Genomic DNA, 20,054 nt, shown 5'->3' with positions numbered 1-20,054 from the left:
CCACAAACGCGGAACGCGTTTGCGCGGAAATCATGCTCAAACAATAGCCTCTAGCGCGGCTACGAATGACCTCAATCTCATCGCGCTTCAGACCCTGAGGGCTGCATCGGCCAGAGCGGCCTCGGCGGCCCTCTGCGCCCGGCGAAGCCGCCGCGCGCGCCTGCGATCACACCAGGCCTGGGTCAGGCGCTCGCTGGTCGCCTTGATCGAGGACAGCAGTCCCAACAGGGTCAGTGCCGCGCCGAACAGCCAGAGCGTCAGATCGAACGCACCGCCGATGAGGAGCAGCGCGCCGCGGCCAAGCAGTTTCATGATGGCGCGGGTCTTGCCGCCCTGCGCTTCCGCGAGCCGGGCCGCGCGCGCCACATCTTTCGGGCCTTCGGCGATCCGCAACGTGTCCATCGCCCCGCGCGTGCCAGTCTTTCCGGCGACGCGCGTGACGTCCTTGCCGAGCCGAACCAGCGCGCCGGCCTTTTCGGCCCGGAACGCAGCCTTGATCGCACTCACGGTCTCGCCCGGCCGCAGCACCGAACCCTTGGCGACCGCGTTCTGAAGCATCGGCGTGTCGACGATCTCGCGCGCGGAACGGCCGGCCCACGCGGCCAGCCCCTCGCCGAGCCGCCCCACCTTGCGTGCGTCCTTCACCAGCGTCAGCCCGGCGCGCACCGGCGCGGCACCACCGACGGTGACGTAGGTCGCCGCCGTCACCGCAAGGCCTGCCGCCGCAAGCCCCAGCACGAGGCGGTCGGTATCCTCACCCATGGCGAGGTGCTTGCCTTCGCGGACGACGTCCCTGATGTCGCCGATTACGAAGAGATCGCCGGCCGCCGTTCCCGACAGGCTCGCGACGTCGTCGGCATTGCCGGTGACGAGACCGGTGGCAAATCGTTTGGCGAAATGGGAGGTGGAATTCTCGGTTTTGATCGCATCGCTGACGCGGTTCAGCAGGTCGTCCGGCAGCGCGATGTTGCGGTCACGCGCGAGCGCGACGAAACTGTCGGCGAGATCGGCGTCGCCTGCGGCGAGCGCAGCCTCGATGTTGTCCTGAACAAGGCGATCGTTCTGCCGCAGCAGCGCATCGAGCTTGAGCTCGGAGAGCACCGCGGGATCATCCTGGGCAGCGAGGATCGCGCCGGCCTCGCGCGCATGCGGCGCAACCTGCGCGAGCAGGAACGCGCATGCCGCGACACCGGTCAACGCTGTGCTGATTCGCAGCCATTTCATGCGGAAAGCCTGGACGGTCCTGAAATCGTTGACGCCTGACGATTCGTCTGTCGTCGCAATTGCGCTCGCCCACAGACATAGTACGCCGAAATTGCGACACAACGTCCCCGACGAAAGAAGGGCTTCTCTCAAGCCGCAAGATTGTGTCGAATTTGCATGAGCAAATGAGCATGGGGCAATTGCGGAGCTTTCGGTTCCGCTGGACTAGCAATCATCTACACCCGCCAGTATGGTCCGCGGCGCCTTACTAATGCCGCGTCAGTTTGATTGTATCTGCCGCCATTGCCACTCCAGGATGAACTACGATGTCCGACCATGTCGTCCCGCACTTCCATAACGATGCCGGTGTTCCCGTCATCGAGATCGGCTCGCAAGAGTTCATGTGCGTGGGCGCCAATCCTCCGTTCGATCATCCGCACGTCTTCCTCGATCTCGGCAACGACAACGAGATCATCTGTCCCTATTGCTCGACGCTGTACCGCTTTGCGGCCGACCTGAAGGCGGGCGAGGCCCGTCCGCCGGAATGCGTGCTGAAGGACAAGGTGGCCTGACCGCTCCCATCGGTCAGGAGTGGCGCTCTCCCGAACGATTGTCATCGCCGGTGCCGGCATCGGTGGACTGACGGCCGCGCTGGCGCTCGCGGCCCGCGGCTTCCGCATCGTCGTGCTGGAAAAGGCCGAGCGCCTCGAGGAAGCCGGCGCCGGCCTGCAACTCTCCCCCAATGCCAGCCGCGTGCTGGTCGAGCTCGGCCTGACCGAACGCCTCAAGCTGGGCGCCGTGACCCCGGAGGCGGTCTCGATCATGAGCGCGCGGGCCGGCGGCGAGCTGCTGCGCATGCCGCTTGGCGAAGCAGCCTCCGCGCGCGCCGGCGCCCCCTATTGGGTGATGCACCGCGCCGATCTGCAATCGGCGCTCGCCGGCGCGGTGTCCGACCATCCTGATATCGACCTGAAGCTGGGCGCAACCTTCGAGGACGTCGCGCCTCACACCAAGGGGCTGACGGTGGTCCATCGCAGCGGCACGATCCGCCGCAGCGATCTTGCGAGCGCATTGATCGGCGCCGACGGCATCTGGTCGACGGTCCGCCAGCATCTGTTTCCCGACGTGCAGCCGCGCTTTTCAGGCCTGATCGCCTGGCGCGGCACGCTCGATGCAACGCAACTGCCGAAGGACTACACCGCGCGCCGGGTGCAGCTCTGGATGGGCCCGAACGCCCATCTGGTGGCCTATCCGATCGCGGGCGGACGCCAGATCAACATGGTCGCGGTGCTACCGGGCACGTGGAACAGGCCGGGCTGGAGCACGCCCGGCGATCCTCTCGAGGTGATGGAGGCTTTCGCCGCACCGCGCTGGCCGCCATCGGCGCGGATGATGCTTGCCGCAGTAGGCAGCTGGCGGAAATGGGCGCTGTTCGGCGTGCCTGACGGCTGCCCCTGGAGCAAGGGTCCCGTCGGGCTGCTCGGCGATGCCGTGCATGCGATGCTGCCGTTCGCAGCGCAGGGCGCCGGCATGGCGATCGAGGATGCCGCCGTGCTCGCCCGGCATTTGAGCGTCGAAGCGGCCGAGAGCACCGCCGACATCACAGCCGCGCTAACGCAATATGGCCGCGCGCGCCAAGCCCGCGTGCGGCGGGTGCAGCGGACCGCGCGACAGCAGGGCCGCATCTATCATTTCAGCGGGCCGCTCGCGATCGCGCGCGATCTTGCGATCCCCGCACTCGGACCGGACCGCATGCTGGCGCGGCAGGACTGGATCTACAACTGGCGGCCTTGAAGCGAGGTACCGCCGGCGCGGTGCCTCAGCGGATCGCTTTTCCGGATTTCGACGCCGGCTTGGCAGCGGATGACGGCGGCGTGGCGGGCGGTGTCGGCTCGGGGGGTGTCTCCCGGCACCTGTTGCGGCGCCAGGCCTCGTCGGCAAGTTGGGCCTGGCCCCGCACTGCGATATAGTCGTTGCGATAGGCAAGCTCGGACACGACCGCGCCGCCAGCGCCGGTCTCCGCCTTGTCCATCAGCCGCTGCAAATCGGCCGTGCGGTTGGCGAGCGCCTTGCGCTCGGTCTCGAGCTGCTTGCAGTCGTACAATTCGTATTTGCCGGGATCGGCGAAGGCCGGCGCGACCGTCTCGCTCATGCCGGCGCAGCCGGACAGCGCGACGCCGGCCGCAAGCGGCGCGAGGAGCGCGCCGAAGCCGCGCAGGAGACAGGAAAACGAAGCAGCCATGCCGGATGAATAGCCCCCGTGGATTGAGAATGCCTAAAGCAACAACAAATGTCCGGATTGAGGCTTTGCCTTGTGCGCCCGGCTCGCTTAAGGAAGGACCGCCCATCCGGCCGGCAAGACGCCAATTCCAGACGGCCGGGAGTGGCCTTAAGTGATTGATCTCGTTGGATCAAGCGGGCATGGCGGAATTGGTAGACGCAAGGGACTTAAAATCCCTCGGCGCGCAAGCGCTGTGCCGGTTCGACCCCGGCTGCCCGCACCATCGTGCTGACGACGCTCGCCTGCGTGCAGATCCGCCAAGCAGGCAACCGAACCAGCTGGAGTCGCGGCGGCAAAGCGCCCTTGTTCTGGCGCACTGCGGACGCGGCGACATTGCTCATGGTTGCACGCCTTCGGTCTCAAGGCGCTTCGGCTCGGCGCGAAAATCGAGCAGCAGGATCCAGAAGCATGACAGGGAAACGACGAGAAGGGCGAAAGTGCCCTCGATCATCGCTCCCAAAAGCGACATCAGCGCCGGAACGAGGAGTCCAATCGAGAGACATGCGGCAAGCGCCAGGGCCGGAAGATCGACGATGAGGATGGCAGCATAGAGCGCAAGCTCGAAGAAGGCATATTCCTTGAGGCGCGGCGAGCTGAGATAGAGCGCAAACATGGCGAGCATCGTGACGCGCATGGCCGCGCGGGGATGATCCATCAGCCAGCGATCCAGCCGCTTCAGAACCGATGCCCCTTCCCGCGCCGGCTGGCTTACGGCCACGCGGAAGATGGACAAAGCGAACGGCACGAGCACGAGCGCTAACGCGGCGGACGCATATGTCGCGAATATGGCCGGCTTGCTTTCACCGAGGCCGGCATGATCCATGAGGTTTCGCGCTAGCAGCAGCAGCGACGGATTGATCTCGAAGAGATCGACGACGTGTTGGTCGGGGATTTCTTGGGCCATCGCAAGCCGCCAGCTTGCGAACAGATCGGGATATTCCAGCCCCGATATCAGGATCGGCAATGCGAAGCTGAATGTCGCCACCGCGATCAGCGCCAGCTTGCGGCCGCACGGCAGAGGCAGGAAGTAAAGCGCGGCCAGAACGGGAAAGAACACCAACTTGAACGACATCACGAAACCGAGCAACGCAGCGCCCGCGACGCGGAGCAAAGAGTTGCGGCCCTCCAGCGCTCCGGAGGATGGCGGAGGAAGCAGGAGCCTCAGCGCGATCGCGGTCAGCAGTCCGCTCAGGATCGCGAAGTTGCCCGACGCCTGCACCCATTCGAAACCGACGAACGCGCCGAGCGCGCACAGCACCTTGAGCGCAGCATCGCGCGCGCTCGGGCCCGTTCGGCCGAGCCCGGGTAAGAGAAGGCCGCAGAGCACGGCGAGGACGAGAAAGATTCCTCTGTAGTGATCGAGCAGAAAGCCGCCCGCGCACAGGGGGCGAAAGACGTCCAGCGTCACCGGCAGATAGGGGTAGGAGAGCTTCGTGCCCTTCAGGTTCTTGACGAAATAAGGATCGAGTCCGCCGACATACGCGTCGACCGCAGCGCAATTCACGCGAATGTCCCAGCCATAGCCATATTTCAAATCGAGCCTGGCATCGTTGGCGAGATTGCCGAGCACCAGCAGCGCCGTCAGCGCGATCAGGCCGGCAAGCCAGACGTTGCGCCTCGTGGCCATGTTGGCCGTGGGCTCCAACCATCGTGCTGCACCTGACATCTCGGACATCGGCGGATACCTTGTCTGGCTTGTTTCTCTCGGCGCCACTGCGGCGCGTCATCATCGCAGCCGCACTGTGGGCAGGATGCGTTTCGGTTTTATCCTGCCGGAGGGACAGGCCGCACCGGACGCCAATCTTTAGGACGGGATGGTGAATCACTGGTTTTCCGGCCGGCGTGAGATTGCGCGATCCGCGTGATCCGGCGGCAGGGAACGCTGGTCTCTCACCAATTCTTGTCCGCTCCGGCTGCGCCTGACAGCCATCCCGAAACGGGGGTTGTGCAACGCAACATCGGGCTAAATAAAGCTCTCAATTTCAGAGGTGAGCTACTTGTCCGACATCAATGCCGATGATTGGGTGTCCTCCGGACACCGTCCCATGGGTTTTCCCGAATTCGTCATCGTGATCGCGTCCATCATGGCGCTGAATCCGCTCGCGATGGACATGATGCTGCCGGCGCTGCCCAACATCGGCGCGGCCTTCCAGATTCCTATCGCCAACCATCTTCAACTGGTGCTGTCGACCTTCCTGGTCGGCTTCGGCGCGGGCCAGTTCGTCATGGGCCCGTTGTCGGACCGTTTTGGCCGCCGCCCCGTGCTGCTCGGCGGCATGGCGGTCTATGCGGTGGCGAGCGTGCTGGCGGTGGCAGCACCCTCGTTCGAGACGTTGCTGCTGGCGCGCGCGCTGCAAGGGCTCGGCACCTCGGCGACGCGCGTGATCGCGACCTCGATCGTGCGCGACTGCTACGTCGGCCGCCGCATGGCGAGCGTGATGTCGCTCGCGATGATGGTATTCATCGCGGTGCCCGTGGTCGCCCCCTCGTTCGGACAGGCGGTGCTGCTGGTGACGGCCTGGCGCGGCATCTTCGTCGTGCTGATGTTCTACGGCCTGCTCGCGCTCGCATGGTGCGTGCTGCGGCTGCCTGAAACCCTTCCCGAGTCCGAGCGCAGATCGCTAGCGCCCGCCGACGTGCTCTCGTCGTTCCGCCAGACCGTGACGAATCGCCAGACCATCGGCTACGCCACGGCGGCCGGCAGCGTCATCGGCGCCCTGTTTGCCTACGTCTTCTGCGCCCAGCAGGTCTTCACCGGCATCTATCATCTCGGCCATTACTTCCCGCTCGCCTTCGCGGCGATTGCGGCTGGCACCGCCATCGCCGGCTTTCTCAATGCGAGGCTGGTCGGTCGGCTCGGCATGCGCGTGATCTCGCACGGGGCACTCATGCTCTACACCGCGGTCGCCGGCGTGATGCTGCTCACCGAAAGCCTCGGCGTGCTGCCGCTATCCTTGTTCATGGCGCTCTCCGCCCTGATGATGTTCTCGTTCGGCATGATGGTCGCCAACTTCACCGCGCTCGCGATGGAGCCGCAGGGCCACATCGCCGGCATCGCCTCCTCGCTCTACGGCGCGATCACGACGCTGATCGGAATCGTGGTCGGCATGGCGATCGGACAGAGCTTCGACGGCACGCTGCTGCCGTTCTCGGTCGGCTTCTTCCTGTCGACCCTTGCGGCGCTTGCGATCGTGCTGGTGGTGGAGAAAGGGCAGCTGTTCAAGCCGCATCATCGCCCCGCCACCTGAGGAACTTCCCGCTCCCCTCGATGTTGTACCGCAGCAATTCGAGAGGACGACGAGATGGGACTGAAACACCGCGAAGACCGCGAGCCGGAACAGCAGGAGCAGGAGCGTTCAGAGCCGGCCGCTGAGCGGACCACGTCCACGACGCCTTTGGCGAGCGAAGGGCTCGAACAGTTGCGCGACAGTCACTGCTGATCACGAAGTCTGATCGGTCGCCGCCTGCTGGCGCTGAAATCATCCGCAGCGCCTTCGTGCGCCGGCCCGCTTCCCCGCGGGGGCACCATCAGCACGATTACCTGCCGCGCCAGACCGGGCAGGCCCCACAAATTGGCCTGTACCGTGAACTCGCGTCGGACGACGCGTTCGACTTTCGAGGACGCCCATTCCATCCAGCGGCCGCAATGGTCCTGGCCGCGGAAACACGCCGCCGCCCAGCCTCGGTCGGGCGTCGTGTTGCGCTGCAAGCCCGAACCGTATTCAGACTCGAACGGTCGTGCATAATACGGATGATCGGGGCTGTAGAACGCCGTCGCAAAGGCCAGCGAATCATCACCACTGACGGCGCTGAGCGGGGTACCGGTCAGCTCGCGCCACTCGCGCGTCAATTCGCTGGCCACCTGCGCATAGAAATTCCTGCCTTCTTCGTAGCCGTGATCGTTGCGATAGAGGGCATGGATCGGCGCGGCGACCAGGACGGCGGCGAGCGCGACGCCGGCCACGATCACGGTGAGGTTGACCGTGTAGAAGCGCTCGATCGGATAGCGCGCGCCGCACACCACGAGAACGGCGAACAGGAACAGCCCCTGCAATGCCCACAGCGAGGGCAGATCGGTGCCCATCACGAGGGATGTCAGTACCGGCAGCGCGATCGTGCCTACGGCAACGTAGAACAGAAGTCGCAGTCCCGGACTCATTGCGGCGAAGTCGGCCGGAAACTGCTTCAATCGCGTGCCGGCGATGAACACCCAAGTCAAGGCCGACACGATCATCGCCGCCGCCAGCCCGAGCAGGAAGTTCCTGGCTTCGCCGAGCGAGCTTAGGACATTGCCGTTGGCGTGCGCCAACGCATAGCTGAACGTTGGCGCTCCCGTCGTCGCGAGCCAATAGACGTGCGGTGATAGCGCCGCCAGCCCGACGACCATCGATATCCAGGGCGAAGCGGAGGTAAAATAGGCGCGCCGCGCCGGGTGCGCCAGCGCGGCAAACGCGAAGCTCGCGACGAGAAAGATCGAATAATACTTGCCGACCATTGCCAGCGCTGTCGTGCATCCTGCCGCGACTGCCCACGATGCGGCGCGCGTCTCGAACGCGCGCAGGAAGCACCAGGTCGCCAGCGGCCAGACCGCGAGCAGCACGGCATTGGCATTGAAGCGCTGGGCGTGGAATTGATAGGCCGGCGTCAGCATCAGCAGCAGAAGCACCAGGATGCGTTTATCTCCGGTCACGAACTGCCGTGCGATCCGGTCGACGAAGACCAGTGCAAGCCCGGCATTGACCATCGCCATCGATTGCAACGACCAGTCGCTGAGCGGAAAGACGGAGGTCCAGAGAGCGGCAACCCAGCCCATCAACGGGGGATGCTTGTGATAGCCCCAGGCGAAATGCCGTCCCAGCGTCCAGGCCTCGAGCGTATCAGGGTGCAGACCACCGCCGGCATAGGCGATCGCCAGATAGAGCGTCCAGATCGCAACGAAGCATGCAATGAGAAGCGGCACGGCCCAGCCTAGCTCGACGCCATCGAGCCAATGCAGGAAAGGTCGCCGCCAACGCGCCGGCGCGCGATCGGAACGTTCGGCCATCGCCTGGAATGCGAAATGGTTCGGCAAAGGAACTAAATCTGAGGAAGAGAAAGTGATGCGTGAGACGACACATCTATTTCAAGATCGAAACAAATAGCAATGATCGGAAATCGGAAGGGTTGAGAGTTCGCCGGTTTCAAGCTGACGCGAAGCTGACAAACGACAACGGCGCCGCTCATGACAGCGGCGCCGCAGGATGATCGAGACGATGGCGCGAGAATACGCCTTCCGCTCACTCCGACTTGTCGACGTTCCAGAACAGCGGCGTCGCAGGGCCGTCGAGCACACCGGTCAGCGATTTGCGCCAGCCGCTCGGCAGGAGATATTGCCCCAGCGGGATGTAAATCACCTGTTCATAGGCTTCCTTCTGGATGTCCGCGGCGATCTTCTTCTGCTCGTCGATCGAGGACGCGCGGACGAAGGCATCCTTGAGCTGCTCGATCTTGGCGTCTTCCGCCCAGCCGAACCAGCCGCCCTTCTTGCCCTGGCCGCCGATCGAGAGATTGGCGATCGGGTTGGAGACGTCGGCCGCGACCCAGTTGGTGAAGAACATGTTCCAGCCGCCCTCCTTCGGGGGCTTCTGGCTGGCGCGGCGGCTCACCACCGTCTGCCAATCGGTCGCTTGCAGATCGACCTTGAAGCCGGCCTCGCGCAGCAGCTGGGCCGCAACGATAGGCTGCGCCTTGAGCGTCGTGACGTCGCCTGGGGCCATGATCACGACCGGGGTGCCGTCATAGCCCGACTCGGCGAGCGCCTTCTTGGCCTCCGCCATGCCGTTGCCCTTCACCAGGGTCTCGGCGCCCACCTCGGTTGCGAGCGGCGTATCGCACACGAAAAAGGCGCCACAGATCTTCTGATATTTCGGGTTTCCGACCAGCGCGTCGAGCACGTCCTTCTGGTTCATCGCCAGGAAGGCTGCGCGGCGCACTTTGACGTTGTCGAACGGCGGATAAAGGAAGTTCATGCGGCCGAGCGTCTGAAAACCGAACTTGTTCGAGACCTCGATCGTGAGCTCGTTGTTCGCCTCCAGTATCGGCAGCATGTCGTAGGGCAGATTTTCCATGAAATCGATGTCGCCCGACTGCAGCGCGTTCACCGCAGTCTGGGAGTCCGGCATGGTGATCCATTCGACGCGGTCGACCTTCACGACCTTGCCGCCCGAGGTCCAGCTCGCCGGCTCCTTGCGCGGCACGTAATCGGTGTTCTTGACGTAGACCGCCTTCACGCCCGGCTGGAATTCCGACTGCACGAACTTGAAGGGACCCGAGCCGATCTGCTCCGGGATCTGCTTGTCCGGCGGCGTCTCGGCGAGGCGCTTCGGCATCATGAAGGCGACGCGCGAAGAGGGTTTTCCGATGGAGTCCAGCACGAGGCCGTACGGCTCCTTCAGCTTCAACGTGATGGTCTTGGCGTCGGTCGCCTCAATGCTCGCGGTGAAGTCCATCAGCTTCTGGCCCATGCCGTCGACCGCGGCCCAACGCTTCAGCGAGGCGACGCAGTCTTCCGCCGTCACAGGCGCACCATCATGCCACTTCAGGCCATCGCGCAGCGTGAACGTGTAAGTGAGCTTGTCGTCGGAAACCTTCCAATCCGCCATCTGGGGCTGGATCTTGAAATTTGAATCGGTGGCAACCAGCGTGTCGTAGACCATGTAGCCATGGTCCCGCGTGATGTAGGCCGTGGTGAAGATCGGATCGATGATGCGCAGATCCGAATGCATCACCGCCGTAAGAGTCTTGCCGGCAGCAAGCACGGGCGAGGCCAAACCGACCGAAAGCGCGACGACCGACAGCGCAAGTTTGGAGGCGAACGCGCGAGACCCCCGCCGCATGAAGTTGAACATGGAAAGTTTCTCCTGACGTGAAACTGTTCAAAGGCAGATTATTGATTGAGCATCCGGTTCGTTCTTTGGGCGAACTAACCTCATGCAATGCCTTTATCTTTCGAGACTTGCAGACAGTGCCGAGCGCGTCAATCCGGTTTCGGTGCAAGCCCTCGCGGCGTGTGCAAGGGCTCCAAAAAGATCGGTTTGGCTTTACAACGCTCTCGGCCCGTCCTCCCCTGCGCCGGCGCGTTCCAGCTTTGAAGCTTGAGAGACATTGAGATGAACCCAGCCAATCTTCCCTTCGATTCCGAGGCGATGCTCCAGGGCCTGCGCGGCTGGGTGGAATGCGAGAGCCCGACCTGGGACGCAGGCGCCGTGAACCGCATGCTCGATATCGCAGCGCGGGATATGGCGATCATGGGTGCGACGATCGAGCGCATCGCCGGCCGCCAGGGTTTTGGCGGCGTGATCCGCGCGCGCTTTCCCCATCCAAAGCAGGGCGAGCCGGGCATCCTGATCGCCGGGCACATGGATACCGTGCACCCGGTCGGCACCATTGAGAAGCTGAAATGGCGGCGCGAGGGCAACAAGTGCTACGGCCCCGGCATCTACGACATGAAGGGCGGCAATTATCTCTCGCTGGAGGCGATCCGGCAGCTGGCACGCGCCGCCTTCACTACGCCGCTGCCGATCACCGTGCTGTTCACGCCGGATGAGGAAGTCGGCACGCCCTCCACCCGCGACATCATCGAGGCGGAGGCCGCGCGCAACAAATACGTGTTGGTGCCCGAGCCTGGCCGCGCCGACAATGGCGTCACCACCGGACGATACGCCATCGCGCGTTTCAATCTCGAGGCGACGGGCCGCCCGAGCCACGCCGGCGCGACGCTGTCGGCGGGACGCTCGGCGATCCGCGAGATGGCCCGGCAGATCCTCGCGATCGACGCGATGACCACGGACGACTGCACCTTCTCGGTCGGCGTCGTGCATGGCGGCCAATGGGTGAATTGCGTTGCCACGACGGCCACAGGCGAAGCGCTCTCGATGGCCAAGCGCCAGACCGATCTCGACTGCGGCGTCGAGAGGATGCTGGCGCTGTCGGGCACAACCAATGATGTCACCTTCAAGGTCACACGCGGCGTGACGCGGCCGGTGTGGGAACCGGACGCCGGCACCATGGCGTTGTATGAAAAAGCCCGCGGCATCGCCAGGTCGCTCGGCGCCGAGCTGCCGCATGCGAGTGCCGGCGGCGGCTCCGACGGCAATTTCACCGGCGCAATGGGGATCCCGACGCTCGACGGCCTGGGCGTGCGTGGCGGTAACGGCCACACGCTCGAAGAGTATATCGAGTTCGAAAGCCTAGTCGAACGCGGCCGGCTGATGGCCGGGCTGCTGGCAACGCTGGAATGACTGTCTGAGTCCGTCATTCCGGGGCGGTCCGAAGGACCGAGCCCGGAATCTCGAGATTCCGGGTTCGCGTCTTCGACGCGCCCCGGAATGACGACGGGCAAAGAGAGCACGCCACGACAGGCCGCCCTGTAAAAGCTGTGGCCCGGATGGCACGGGAATTGCTGAAATGTTAGGCTGATGGCAGCCTGCCGAAGGCCCTGCCCGATTTGACTCTAATCTGACGGATCCAACTTGCTCGGATATCTCGTTCGCCGAATCTTCGCCGCCGTGCCCGTAATGGGCGTCGTCGCGCTGTTCGTCTTCCTGCTGCTTCGCCTCACCCCCGGCGATCCCGCCGCGATTCTTGCCGGCGACAACGCGACGCCGGAACGGCTGGAGCGCATCCGCGCCTCGCTCGGCCTCAACGAGCCCCTGATCGTGCAGTTCGTCACCTGGGTGAACAAGCTGCTGCACGGCGATCTCGGGACGTCGCTGATTTCCAACCTGCCGGTGATGAAGATGATCGGCCAGCGTGTCGAGCCGTCGATCTCGATCGCGCTGTCGACCATCATCCTCGCCGTGGTCGTCGCCGTGCCCCTGGGCGTAATCGCGGCGTGGAAGCATGGCACCTGGATCGACCGTTTCGTGATGGGCCTGTCCGTGCTGGGCTTCTCCGTCCCGGTGTTCGTCGTCGGCTATGTCCTGATCGAAATCTTCGCGATCAATCTGCGCTGGGTCCCGGTGCAGGGCTTCAAGAGCATCTCGAGTGGTTTTGGGCCGTTCTTCGAACGCATCATCTTGCCGACTTGCGCGCTCTCCTTCATCTACATCGCGCTGATCGCGCGCATGACGCGTGCGGCGATGCTCGACGTGCTCGGCGAAGATTACGTCCGCACGGCGCGCGCCAAGGGCATCAACGAGGTGGCGGTGATGATGCGGCATGCGCTGCGCAACGCCGCCGTGCCCGTGATCACCGTGATCGGCACCGGCTTTGCGCTGCTGATCTCCGGCGTCGTCGTCACCGAGAGCGTGTTCAACATTCCCGGCATCGGCCGCCTCACCGTGGATGCGGTGCTGGCGCGCGACTATCCGGTGATCCAGGCGATGATCCTGCTGACGTCGTTGATCTATGTCGTCGTCAATCTCCTGATCGACGTCGCCTATACGCTGCTCGATCCCCGGATTCGGTACTGAGGCAAGGGTAACAACGATAATGTCGGTCGATAGCCTTCCCCAGTCATCCATTCCGATCACGTCGCCGCTGCGGCCGCGCTTCGGATTTCTCACCTCGACGCCGATTATCGCGACGGCCACGGTCTTGCTCGGGCTGGTCGTGGTGATCTCGATTCTCGCGCCCCTGATCGCGCCGCATGATCCGATCCAGCTTGCGCCTTCGCAGCGGCTGAAGCCGTCGTCGGCGCAGTTCCTGCTCGGGACCGACGCCTACGGCCGCGACCTGCTGTCGCGTGTCATCTATGGCGGCCGCATCTCGCTCCTGATCGGCATCGGTTCGGCGATTCTCTCGGTCGCCATTGGGCTTGCAATCGGTCTCGTGTCCGGCTTCTTCAAGCTGGTCGATGCCGTGATGATGCGGATCATGGACGGCCTGATGGCGATGCCGAGCATCCTGCTCGCGATCGCCGTGGTGTCACTGTCCGGCGCCAGCCTCTGGACAGTGCTGATCGCGATCACAATTCCGGAGATCCCGCGCGTGGCGCGCCTGGTGCGCTCGGTGGTGCTGTCGGCGCGCGAGGAGCCTTACGTCGAGGCAGCGATTTCGGTCGGCTCCAGCCTGCCGAAGATCATGTGGCGGCATCTGATGCCGAACACGATTGCACCGCTGATCGTCCAGGGCACCTATGTTTGCGCCTCCGCAATCCTGACCGAGGCCATCCTCTCCTTCCTGGGCGCCGGCATCTCGCCGGAGACGCCGACCTGGGGCAACATCATGGCCGAGGGCCGCCAGTACTTCCAGCTCAAGCCGTCGCTGATCTTCTGGCCGGGCCTGCTGCTCTCGATCGCCATTCTCAGCATCAATTTGATCGGCGATGCCGCCCGCGACGCCCTCGATCCGCGCATGAAGCAGCGGGAGGGGAAGTGAAACAGGTAACAGTGTCATTCCGGGGCACGCCTCTTGGCGCGAACCCGGAATCCATTTCACCGCTTGGACCGACGCCCGGTGGATTCCGGGTTCGCGCAGCGCGCGCCCCGGAATGACGAAAGACCCTGCATGACCAACACCATCCTCGACATCAACAACCTCGTCGTCTCCATCGGCAAGAAGCCGGGCGGGCCGAAGATCATCGACGGCATCTCGATCCAGGTACGCGAGCGCGAGACGCTGTGCCTCGTCGGCGAAAGTGGCTCGGGCAAGTCGGTGACCTCCCTCACCACGATGGGCCTGTTGCCGAAGGGCACGCTGGTGCCGACCGGCGGCAGCATCAAGCTGGTCGGCGACGAGCTGCTGACCGCGACCGACCGCCGCCTGCGCCAGCTCCGCGCGACGCAGATGGCGATGATCTTCCAGGAGCCGATGACCGCGCTCAATCCGGTGGTGCCGGTCGGCCGCCAGATCGACGAGGTGCTGCGCGCCCATACCGATCTTGACGCCAAAGCGCGCAAGAAGCGGATCCTCGACATGATGGAGCAGGTCCGCCTGCCCCAGGTCGAGCGCATCTTCGCCTCTTACCCGCACCGCCTCTCCGGCGGCCAGCGCCAGCGCATCATGATCGCAATGGCGCTCGTGCTCGAGCCGAAGCTGCTGATCGCGGACGAGCCGACCACCGCGCTCGACGTCACCACGCAGAAGCAGATTTTGACCCTGATCCGCGACCTGCAGCGCGATCACGGCACCGCCGTGCTGTTCATCACTCACGATATGGGCGTGGTGGCCGAGATCGCCGACCGCGTCGCGGTGATGCGGCAGGGCCGCCTCGTCGAGACCGGCCCGCTCGATACCGTGCTGCGCAATCCCACCATGGAATACACCCGCAATTTGCTCGCCGCAGTGCCGAGCCTGGTGCCGCGCGCGGCACGGGATGAGTCCAAGGAGCCGGTGGTGCTGGAAGCCAACGAGCTCAGCAAGGTCTATAAGGAGCGCGCCTTCTTCGGCAAAGGCCGTGAGGTCGTCGCCGCCGACAAGGTGACGCTGACACTGCGCAAGGGTCGTACGCTCGGCATCGTCGGTGAGAGCGGTTCCGGCAAGTCGACGGTCGCGCGCTGCATCGTCCGCTTGATCGATCCGACCTCCGGCGGCGTGCGCCTCGCCGGCCGCGAGATTGCCGATATCTCGCGCCGCCTGCTCCAACCGCACCGGCAAAAGATCCAGATCGTGTTCCAGGATCCCTATCGCTCGCTCAATCCACGCGTCACCGTCGGCGAGAGCATCGCAGAAGGCCCGATCAACTATGGCGTCTCGCACACCGAGGCGATGAAGCGGGCGCGCGATCTGCTCGAGCTGGTCGGCCTGCCGGTCGATGCTGTGTCGCGCTATCCGCACCAGTTCTCGGGCGGACAGCGCCAGCGCATCGCCATTGCCCGGGCGCTCGCGCTCGATCCCGACGTGCTGGTCGCGGATGAAGCGGTCTCCGCGCTCGACGTCTCCGTGCAGGCGCAAGTGCTGGAGCTGCTCGACGAGATCCAGAAGCGGCTCGGCATCGCGATCCTGTTCATCACCCATGACTTGCGCGTCGCCGCGCAAATCTGCGACGAGGTCGTGGTGATGCAGCACGGCCGCGTCGTCGAACAGGGCCCCGCCGCCGAAGTGCTGACGCATCCGAAGGAGGCCTACACCAAGGCACTGCTGGATGCGGCTCCGGGGCGAGGCTGGGACTTTGCGAACTTTCGGCCGGTGTCGGAGGGCGTGGCGGCGAGCGCGTAGGCCTTTCCGCTGTCATTCCGGCATCGCGAAGCGATGAGCCCGGAATCTATCGAGCGGTAGACTCCGTCGCACGATAGATTCCGGGCTCGCGCTACGCGCGCCCCGGAATGACGATGGAGCGTGGGCTCATCCGCAGCATTCCCAAAACAGCTTGACCCTATGCGTGGCGCGATTGCTTCCCACCTTGCTCTTGCAGCAAGGCCAAGGCTAACTTCGCGCACTCTGATCGACTGGATTGAATTGATGACACATATCGCCGTCGGCGGCTTCCTGCACGAGACCAACACCTTCGCGCCCACGAAGGCGACGTTCGCGGACTTCCAGCATGGCGGCGGCTGGCCGGCGATGACGCAGGGCCCCGACGTGTTGAAGGTGATGCGGCGCATCAATGTCGGTCTCGCGGGCTTCGTCGACGGCGCTGAAATGAACGATTGGGAACTCATCCCAACGATCGCCTGCGGTGCGAGCCCGTCGGCGCATGTCACCAAGGATGCTTTCGAGCGCATCGTGAAGGTGATGATCGACGGCATCGCAGCCGCCGGTCCGCTCGATGCCGTCTATCTCGACCTGCACGGCGCGATGGTGACCGAGCACCTCGACGATGGGGAAGGCGAGATCCTGGCGCGCGTGCGCCGCATCATCGGCAAAGATATTCCGCTGGTCGCGAGCCTCGACCTGCACGCCAACGTCACGCCCGAGATGATCGAGCATGCCGACGCGCTGATCGCCTACCGCACCTATCCGCATGTCGACATGGCCGCAACCGGCCGCGCCTGTGCGCGCCATCTCGCACTGCTGCTGAAGTCCAAGCAACGCTTCGCAAAGGCGTTCCGGCAATTGCCGTTCCTGATCCCGATCAGCTGGCAGTGCACGAGCGACCAGCCGACCAAAAGCATCTACGAGAAGCTCGCCGCGCTGGAGGGTGACGCAGTTCCGACGCTGTCCTTCGCGCCCGGCTTCCCCGCCGCCGATTTCCGCGATTGCGGGCCGAGCGTGTTCGCCTATGGCAAGACGCAAGCGGACGCCGACCGCGCGGCCGATGCGCTTCTCAACCTGATCGAAAGCCACGAGGACGATTTCGACGGCAAGATCTGGTCGCCCGACGACGGCGTGCGCCATGCGATGGAGCTTTCCAAGAGCGCAAGCAAGCCGATCATCATCGCCGATACCCAGGATAATCCCGGCGCGGGCGGCGATTCCGATACCACTGGTATGCTACGTGCACTGGTGCGGAACAAGGCGAGTGCCGCGACTGGGGTGATCTACGATCCGGAATCGGCCAGAGCCGCGCATGCAGCCGGCGTCGGGGCCGCCGTGACGCTGTCGCTCGGCGGCAAGTCCGGCATTCCGGGCGACGAGCCCTATCGCGAGACCTTCGTCGTCGAAAAACTCTCCGACGGCCGCTTCATCGCGCCCGGCCCTTATTATGGCGGCCGCGAGATGGAGATGGGCCCCTCCGCCGCCTTGCGCATCGGCGACGTCCGCGTCGTCGTCTCCTCGCACAAGGCGCAGCTCGCCGACCAGGCAATGTACCGCTATGTCGGCATCGAGCCAACGCGAGAGAAGATTTTGGTCAACAAGAGCTCGGTGCACTTCCGCGCCGATTTCGAGCCGATCGCGGAAAAGCTGCTGATTTGCGCCGCACCGGGCGCGATGCCGGCCGACACCGCCTCCCTGCCCTGGACGCGCCTGCGGCCGGGCATCCGCATCAAGCCGAACGGACCCGCCTTCACCCCTTCCTCACGCTAACCGGACAGGACACATGCCCACGATCGACCGCATCGACGGCTATGCCGACGAACTCACCGCTATCAGGCGCGACCTCCACGCCCATCCCGAGATCGGCTTTGAGGAAGTGCGCACCTCCGGTATCGTCGCCGACATGCTGAAGAGCTGGGGCATCGAGGTGCATCGCGGTCTCGGTGGCACCGGCGTGATCGGCGTCATCAAGGGCAAGGGCACGAGCACCAAGCGCATCGGCCTGCGCGCCGACATGGACGCGCTGCCGATGGAAGAGAACACCAATCTGAAATGGAGCTCGAAAATTCCCGGCCGCTTCCACGGCTGCGGCCACGACGGCCACACCACCATGCTGCTCGGCACCGCGCGCTATCTCGCCGAGACCCGGAACTTCGACGGCACCGTGCACCTGATTTTCCAGCCGGCCGAGGAAGGCCTCGGCGGCGCCCGTGCCATGATCAAGGACGGGCTGTTCGAGAAATTTCCCTGCGACGAGCTCTACGGCCTGCACAACGCGCCCGATCTCAACCACGGCGAGATCGCGATTCTGCCGGGCCCGGCGATGGCCGGCGCCGACTTCTTCGACCTCCGCATCACCGGCTACGGCGCGCATGGCGCGATGCCCGAGCGATCCAAGGACGCGGTGATCATCGCGACCACGCTGGCGCAGGCGATCCAGACCATCGTCAGCCGCAACGTCGAGCCGCTGCAATCCGCCGTCATCTCGATCACCCAGATCCATGCGGGCTCCGCTTATAACGTCATCCCAGGCGAAGCGCATCTTTGCGGCACCATCCGCACCTTCTCCAACGAAGTCCGCGCCATGATCAGCGAGCGCATCCGCACGATCTGCGCCGGCATCGCCGCCGCGTTCCAGTGCGAGATCGCGGTCGATATCCGTGACACGTTCGGCGTGCTGGTCAACCAGGTTGAGCAGTCCAAGGTGGTCGAGGAGGTCGCGCGCACCGTGGTCGATCCTGCCAACGTGATCACCCGCGCCCAACCGAAGATGGGCAGCGAGGATTTTGCCGACATGCTGCAGACCATCCCCGGCGCCTACTTCTGGGTCGGTCATGACGGCTCGGTGCCTGTGCACAATCCCGGCTTCGTGCTCGACGACAAGATCCTGCCGATCGGCGCCAGCATGTTTGCCCGCATCATCGAAACCCGCATGCCGGTGGGTGGCAATGCATAACGAGGGCGTCGAAGAGACGGTCACCTCGCTGCATGATCTGTCCGCGGTCGATCTGATCGCGGGCTATCGCGCCAAGCAGTTCTCGCCGAGCGAGGTGCTGGAAGACGTGCTTGCGCACGTCGCGGCGTGGGAACCGCATCTGAAGGCGCTCTATGCATTCGATCCCGACGGCGCGCGCGAGGCCGCAAAGGCCTCGACCGCGCGCTGGAGCGGCGGCGAGCCGTGCGGCGCACTGGACGGCGTGCCTGTTACGGTGAAGGATAACATCGCGACCAAGGGCGTGCCGGTGCCGCTGGGGGCTGCCAGCGTCAAGCTGGTGCCGGCCGAAAAGGACGCACCGCCCGCCGCGCGGCTGCGCGAGGCCGGCGCGATCATCTTCGCCAAGACCACCATGCCCGATTACGGCATGCTGTCCTCCGGTCTCTCCAGCTTTCACGCGCTCGCGCGCAATCCCTGGGACCTCTCCAAGAATCCCGGCGGCTCCAGCGCGGGTGCGGGCGCCGCCGCTGCCGCCGGCTATGGTCCCTTGCATCTCGGGACCGATATCGGTGGCTCGGTGCGCCTGCCGGCCGCTTGGTGTGGCCTCGTCGGATTGAAGCCGAGCTTCGGCCGCGTGCCGATCGATCCCGCCTATGTCGGCCGCGTCGCAGGTCCCATGACCCGCACGGTCGACGATTGTGCGCTGATGATGAGCGTGATCGCCAAGCCCGATCGCCGCGACGGGATGAGCCTGCCGGCCGAGCCGCTCAACTGGAAGGGGCTGGAGAAGTCTCCGCGCAAACTGCGCATCGGCCTGATGCTCGATCCCGGCGTCGGCCTGCCGCTGGACAAGCCGGTGCGCGAGGTCGCCGTGAAGGCGGCCAAGGCGTTCGAATCCGCCGGCGCGGTCGTGACCGAGGTCGACGGCATTCTCACACGCGACATGCTCGATGGCCTCGACAATTTCTGGCGTGCGCGCATGTGGGACGATCTGTCCAAGCTGACGCCGGCCGAGCAGGCCAAGGTGCTGCCCTACATCTTCAAATGGGGCGAGTCCGGCGCAAAGCTGTCGGGCGTCGACGTCATCCGCGGCTTCAATCAGACCATGGCGATCCGCGCAGCAGCAGGAAAGCTGTTCTGCGAGATCGACTATGTGGTCTCGCCGACCGCGCCGAACGTGAACTATCCGGCGGAATGGGCCTCGCCCACCAACGATCCCATGAAGCCGTTCGAGCACATCGCCTATACCGTACCGTGGAATATGTCGGAGAATCCCGCGATCTCCGTCAACGGCGGCTTCGACGCCAAGGGTTTTCCCATCGGCGTGCAGATCGTCGGCCGCCGCTTCGACGATATCGGCGTGCTCGGCATGGCCAAGACTTTTGAAGGTCTACGCGGCCCGCAGCGGCCCTGGCCGAGCCCGCCGGCGCGTTAGAATCGCATTTAGCGTCTGCGCACAACTGGTCATGCGCGGGCTCGACCCGCGCATCCATCCTCTTCGAAAAAGATGGATTGCCG

General features: G+C 64.7%; 16 protein-coding genes and 1 tRNA gene. 12 read left to right on the top strand and 5 right to left on the bottom strand.

Annotated elements, in window-relative coordinates:
* Positions 1-87: 87 nt before the first annotated feature.
* Positions 88-1,224, bottom strand: coding sequence for a hypothetical protein (locus tag IVB12_RS05260; RefSeq protein ID WP_247296315.1), 1,137 nt, complete (start codon positions 1,222-1,224; stop codon positions 88-90).
* A gap of 305 nt (positions 1,225-1,529) precedes the next feature.
* Here IVB12_RS05260 and IVB12_RS05255 point away from each other — a divergent pair, with 305 nt between their 5' ends.
* Both IVB12_RS05255 and IVB12_RS05250 read left to right on the top strand, forming a co-directional pair.
* On the top strand, positions 1,530-1,775 hold the full coding sequence (locus tag IVB12_RS05255; RefSeq protein WP_007602543.1) for a zinc-finger domain-containing protein: 246 nt from the start codon (positions 1,530-1,532) through the stop codon (positions 1,773-1,775).
* Between the two features lie 19 nt (positions 1,776-1,794).
* Positions 1,795-2,997 (top strand): FAD-dependent monooxygenase, encoded by a 1,203-nt coding sequence (locus tag IVB12_RS05250; protein WP_247296312.1) that lies wholly within the window; start codon positions 1,795-1,797, stop codon positions 2,995-2,997.
* A 25-nt stretch (positions 2,998-3,022) separates the two neighbouring features.
* On the opposite strand, the gene IVB12_RS05245 is transcribed toward IVB12_RS05250, so the two are convergent.
* A complete protein-coding gene (locus IVB12_RS05245) occupies positions 3,023-3,445 on the bottom strand; it encodes a twin-arginine translocation pathway signal (protein ID WP_247296309.1) in 423 nt (140 codons plus the stop codon).
* 173 nt (positions 3,446-3,618) lie between these two features.
* On the opposite strand from IVB12_RS05245, the gene IVB12_RS05240 reads away from it, so the two are divergent.
* Positions 3,619-3,707: transfer RNA gene (locus IVB12_RS05240), tRNA-Leu, on the top strand.
* 114 nt (positions 3,708-3,821) lie between these two features.
* Here IVB12_RS05240 and IVB12_RS05235 read toward each other — a convergent pair.
* Positions 3,822-5,111, bottom strand: a complete 1,290-nt coding sequence (locus IVB12_RS05235) for a hypothetical protein (RefSeq protein WP_247296307.1) — start codon at positions 5,109-5,111, stop codon at positions 3,822-3,824.
* Positions 5,112-5,481: 370 nt separating this feature from the next.
* On the opposite strand from IVB12_RS05235, the gene IVB12_RS05230 reads away from it, so the two are divergent.
* Complete coding sequence (locus IVB12_RS05230) at positions 5,482-6,732, top strand: multidrug effflux MFS transporter (RefSeq protein WP_247296305.1); 1,251 nt, start codon at positions 5,482-5,484, stop codon at positions 6,730-6,732.
* Positions 6,733-6,786: 54 nt separating this feature from the next.
* The gene (locus IVB12_RS05225; RefSeq protein WP_247280079.1) at positions 6,787-6,924 is read left to right on the top strand and encodes a hypothetical protein; all 138 of its coding nucleotides are present in this window, start codon (positions 6,787-6,789) and stop codon (positions 6,922-6,924) included.
* On the opposite strand, the gene IVB12_RS05220 is transcribed toward IVB12_RS05225, so the two are convergent.
* Both IVB12_RS05220 and IVB12_RS05215 read right to left on the bottom strand, forming a co-directional pair.
* A complete protein-coding gene (locus IVB12_RS05220) occupies positions 6,915-8,528 on the bottom strand; it encodes a glycosyltransferase family 39 protein (protein ID WP_247296303.1) in 1,614 nt (537 codons plus the stop codon). The two genes, IVB12_RS05225 and IVB12_RS05220, sit on opposite strands and share 10 nt — an antisense overlap.
* A gap of 232 nt (positions 8,529-8,760) precedes the next feature.
* Positions 8,761-10,371 carry an ABC transporter substrate-binding protein gene (locus IVB12_RS05215; protein ID WP_247296300.1) on the bottom strand — a complete coding sequence of 537 codons (1,611 nt, stop codon included), beginning with the start codon at positions 10,369-10,371 and terminating at the stop codon, positions 8,761-8,763.
* A gap of 261 nt (positions 10,372-10,632) precedes the next feature.
* Between IVB12_RS05215 and IVB12_RS05210 the strand changes: the two genes are divergently transcribed.
* The 7 genes from IVB12_RS05210 (at position 10,633) to IVB12_RS05180 (ending at position 19,971) form a co-directional block, all read left to right on the top strand.
* Entirely contained in the window at positions 10,633-11,763 is a 1,131-nt protein-coding gene (locus tag IVB12_RS05210; RefSeq protein ID WP_247296298.1) for a M20/M25/M40 family metallo-hydrolase, read from the top strand.
* Between the two features lie 231 nt (positions 11,764-11,994).
* A complete protein-coding gene (locus IVB12_RS05205) occupies positions 11,995-12,936 on the top strand; it encodes an ABC transporter permease (protein WP_247280083.1) in 942 nt (313 codons plus the stop codon).
* A 19-nt stretch (positions 12,937-12,955) separates the two neighbouring features.
* Positions 12,956-13,843, top strand: coding sequence for an ABC transporter permease (locus IVB12_RS05200; protein ID WP_247280084.1), 888 nt, complete (start codon positions 12,956-12,958; stop codon positions 13,841-13,843).
* A gap of 129 nt (positions 13,844-13,972) precedes the next feature.
* Positions 13,973-15,622: an ABC transporter ATP-binding protein gene (locus IVB12_RS05195; RefSeq protein WP_247296296.1), complete on the top strand. Its 1,650-nt coding sequence runs from the start codon at positions 13,973-13,975 to the stop codon at positions 15,620-15,622.
* A 243-nt stretch (positions 15,623-15,865) separates the two neighbouring features.
* Positions 15,866-17,371 carry a M81 family metallopeptidase gene (locus tag IVB12_RS05190; protein WP_247296294.1) on the top strand — a complete coding sequence of 502 codons (1,506 nt, stop codon included), beginning with the start codon at positions 15,866-15,868 and terminating at the stop codon, positions 17,369-17,371.
* 13 nt (positions 17,372-17,384) lie between these two features.
* The gene (locus IVB12_RS05185; protein WP_247296292.1) at positions 17,385-18,557 is read left to right on the top strand and encodes a M20 aminoacylase family protein; all 1,173 of its coding nucleotides are present in this window, start codon (positions 17,385-17,387) and stop codon (positions 18,555-18,557) included.
* On the top strand, positions 18,550-19,971 hold the full coding sequence (locus IVB12_RS05180; RefSeq protein ID WP_247296290.1) for an amidase: 1,422 nt from the start codon (positions 18,550-18,552) through the stop codon (positions 19,969-19,971). The genes IVB12_RS05185 and IVB12_RS05180 overlap by 8 nt, the downstream gene beginning before the upstream one ends.
* The last annotated feature ends 83 nt before the right edge of the window (positions 19,972-20,054 follow it).

Origin of the sequence: Bradyrhizobium sp. 179, from assembly GCF_023073535.1 — a bacterium.
Lineage (GTDB): Bacteria > Pseudomonadota > Alphaproteobacteria > Rhizobiales > Xanthobacteraceae > Bradyrhizobium.
This window is presented reverse-complemented; position numbering and strand designations above follow the sequence as displayed.

Coding starts and splice junctions, on each gene's coding strand:
- IVB12_RS05210 (WP_247296298.1), top strand. CDS start 10,633: ATGAACCCAGCCAATCTTCCCTTCGATTCCGAGGCGATGCTCCAGGGC.
- IVB12_RS05200 (WP_247280084.1), top strand. CDS start 12,956: ATGTCGGTCGATAGCCTTCCCCAGTCATCCATTCCGATCACGTCGCCG.
- IVB12_RS05180 (WP_247296290.1), top strand. CDS start 18,550: ATGCATAACGAGGGCGTCGAAGAGACGGTCACCTCGCTGCATGATCTG.
- IVB12_RS05245 (WP_247296309.1), bottom strand. CDS start 3,445: ATGGCTGCTTCGTTTTCCTGTCTCCTGCGCGGCTTCGGCGCGCTCCTC.
- IVB12_RS05255 (WP_007602543.1), top strand. CDS start 1,530: ATGTCCGACCATGTCGTCCCGCACTTCCATAACGATGCCGGTGTTCCC.
- IVB12_RS05185 (WP_247296292.1), top strand. CDS start 17,385: ATGCCCACGATCGACCGCATCGACGGCTATGCCGACGAACTCACCGCT.
- IVB12_RS05220 (WP_247296303.1), bottom strand. CDS start 8,528: ATGGCCGAACGTTCCGATCGCGCGCCGGCGCGTTGGCGGCGACCTTTC.
- IVB12_RS05215 (WP_247296300.1), bottom strand. CDS start 10,371: ATGTTCAACTTCATGCGGCGGGGGTCTCGCGCGTTCGCCTCCAAACTT.
- IVB12_RS05195 (WP_247296296.1), top strand. CDS start 13,973: ATGACCAACACCATCCTCGACATCAACAACCTCGTCGTCTCCATCGGC.
- IVB12_RS05235 (WP_247296307.1), bottom strand. CDS start 5,111: ATGGCCACGAGGCGCAACGTCTGGCTTGCCGGCCTGATCGCGCTGACG.
- IVB12_RS05260 (WP_247296315.1), bottom strand. CDS start 1,224: ATGAAATGGCTGCGAATCAGCACAGCGTTGACCGGTGTCGCGGCATGC.
- IVB12_RS05225 (WP_247280079.1), top strand. CDS start 6,787: ATGGGACTGAAACACCGCGAAGACCGCGAGCCGGAACAGCAGGAGCAG.
- IVB12_RS05190 (WP_247296294.1), top strand. CDS start 15,866: ATGACACATATCGCCGTCGGCGGCTTCCTGCACGAGACCAACACCTTC.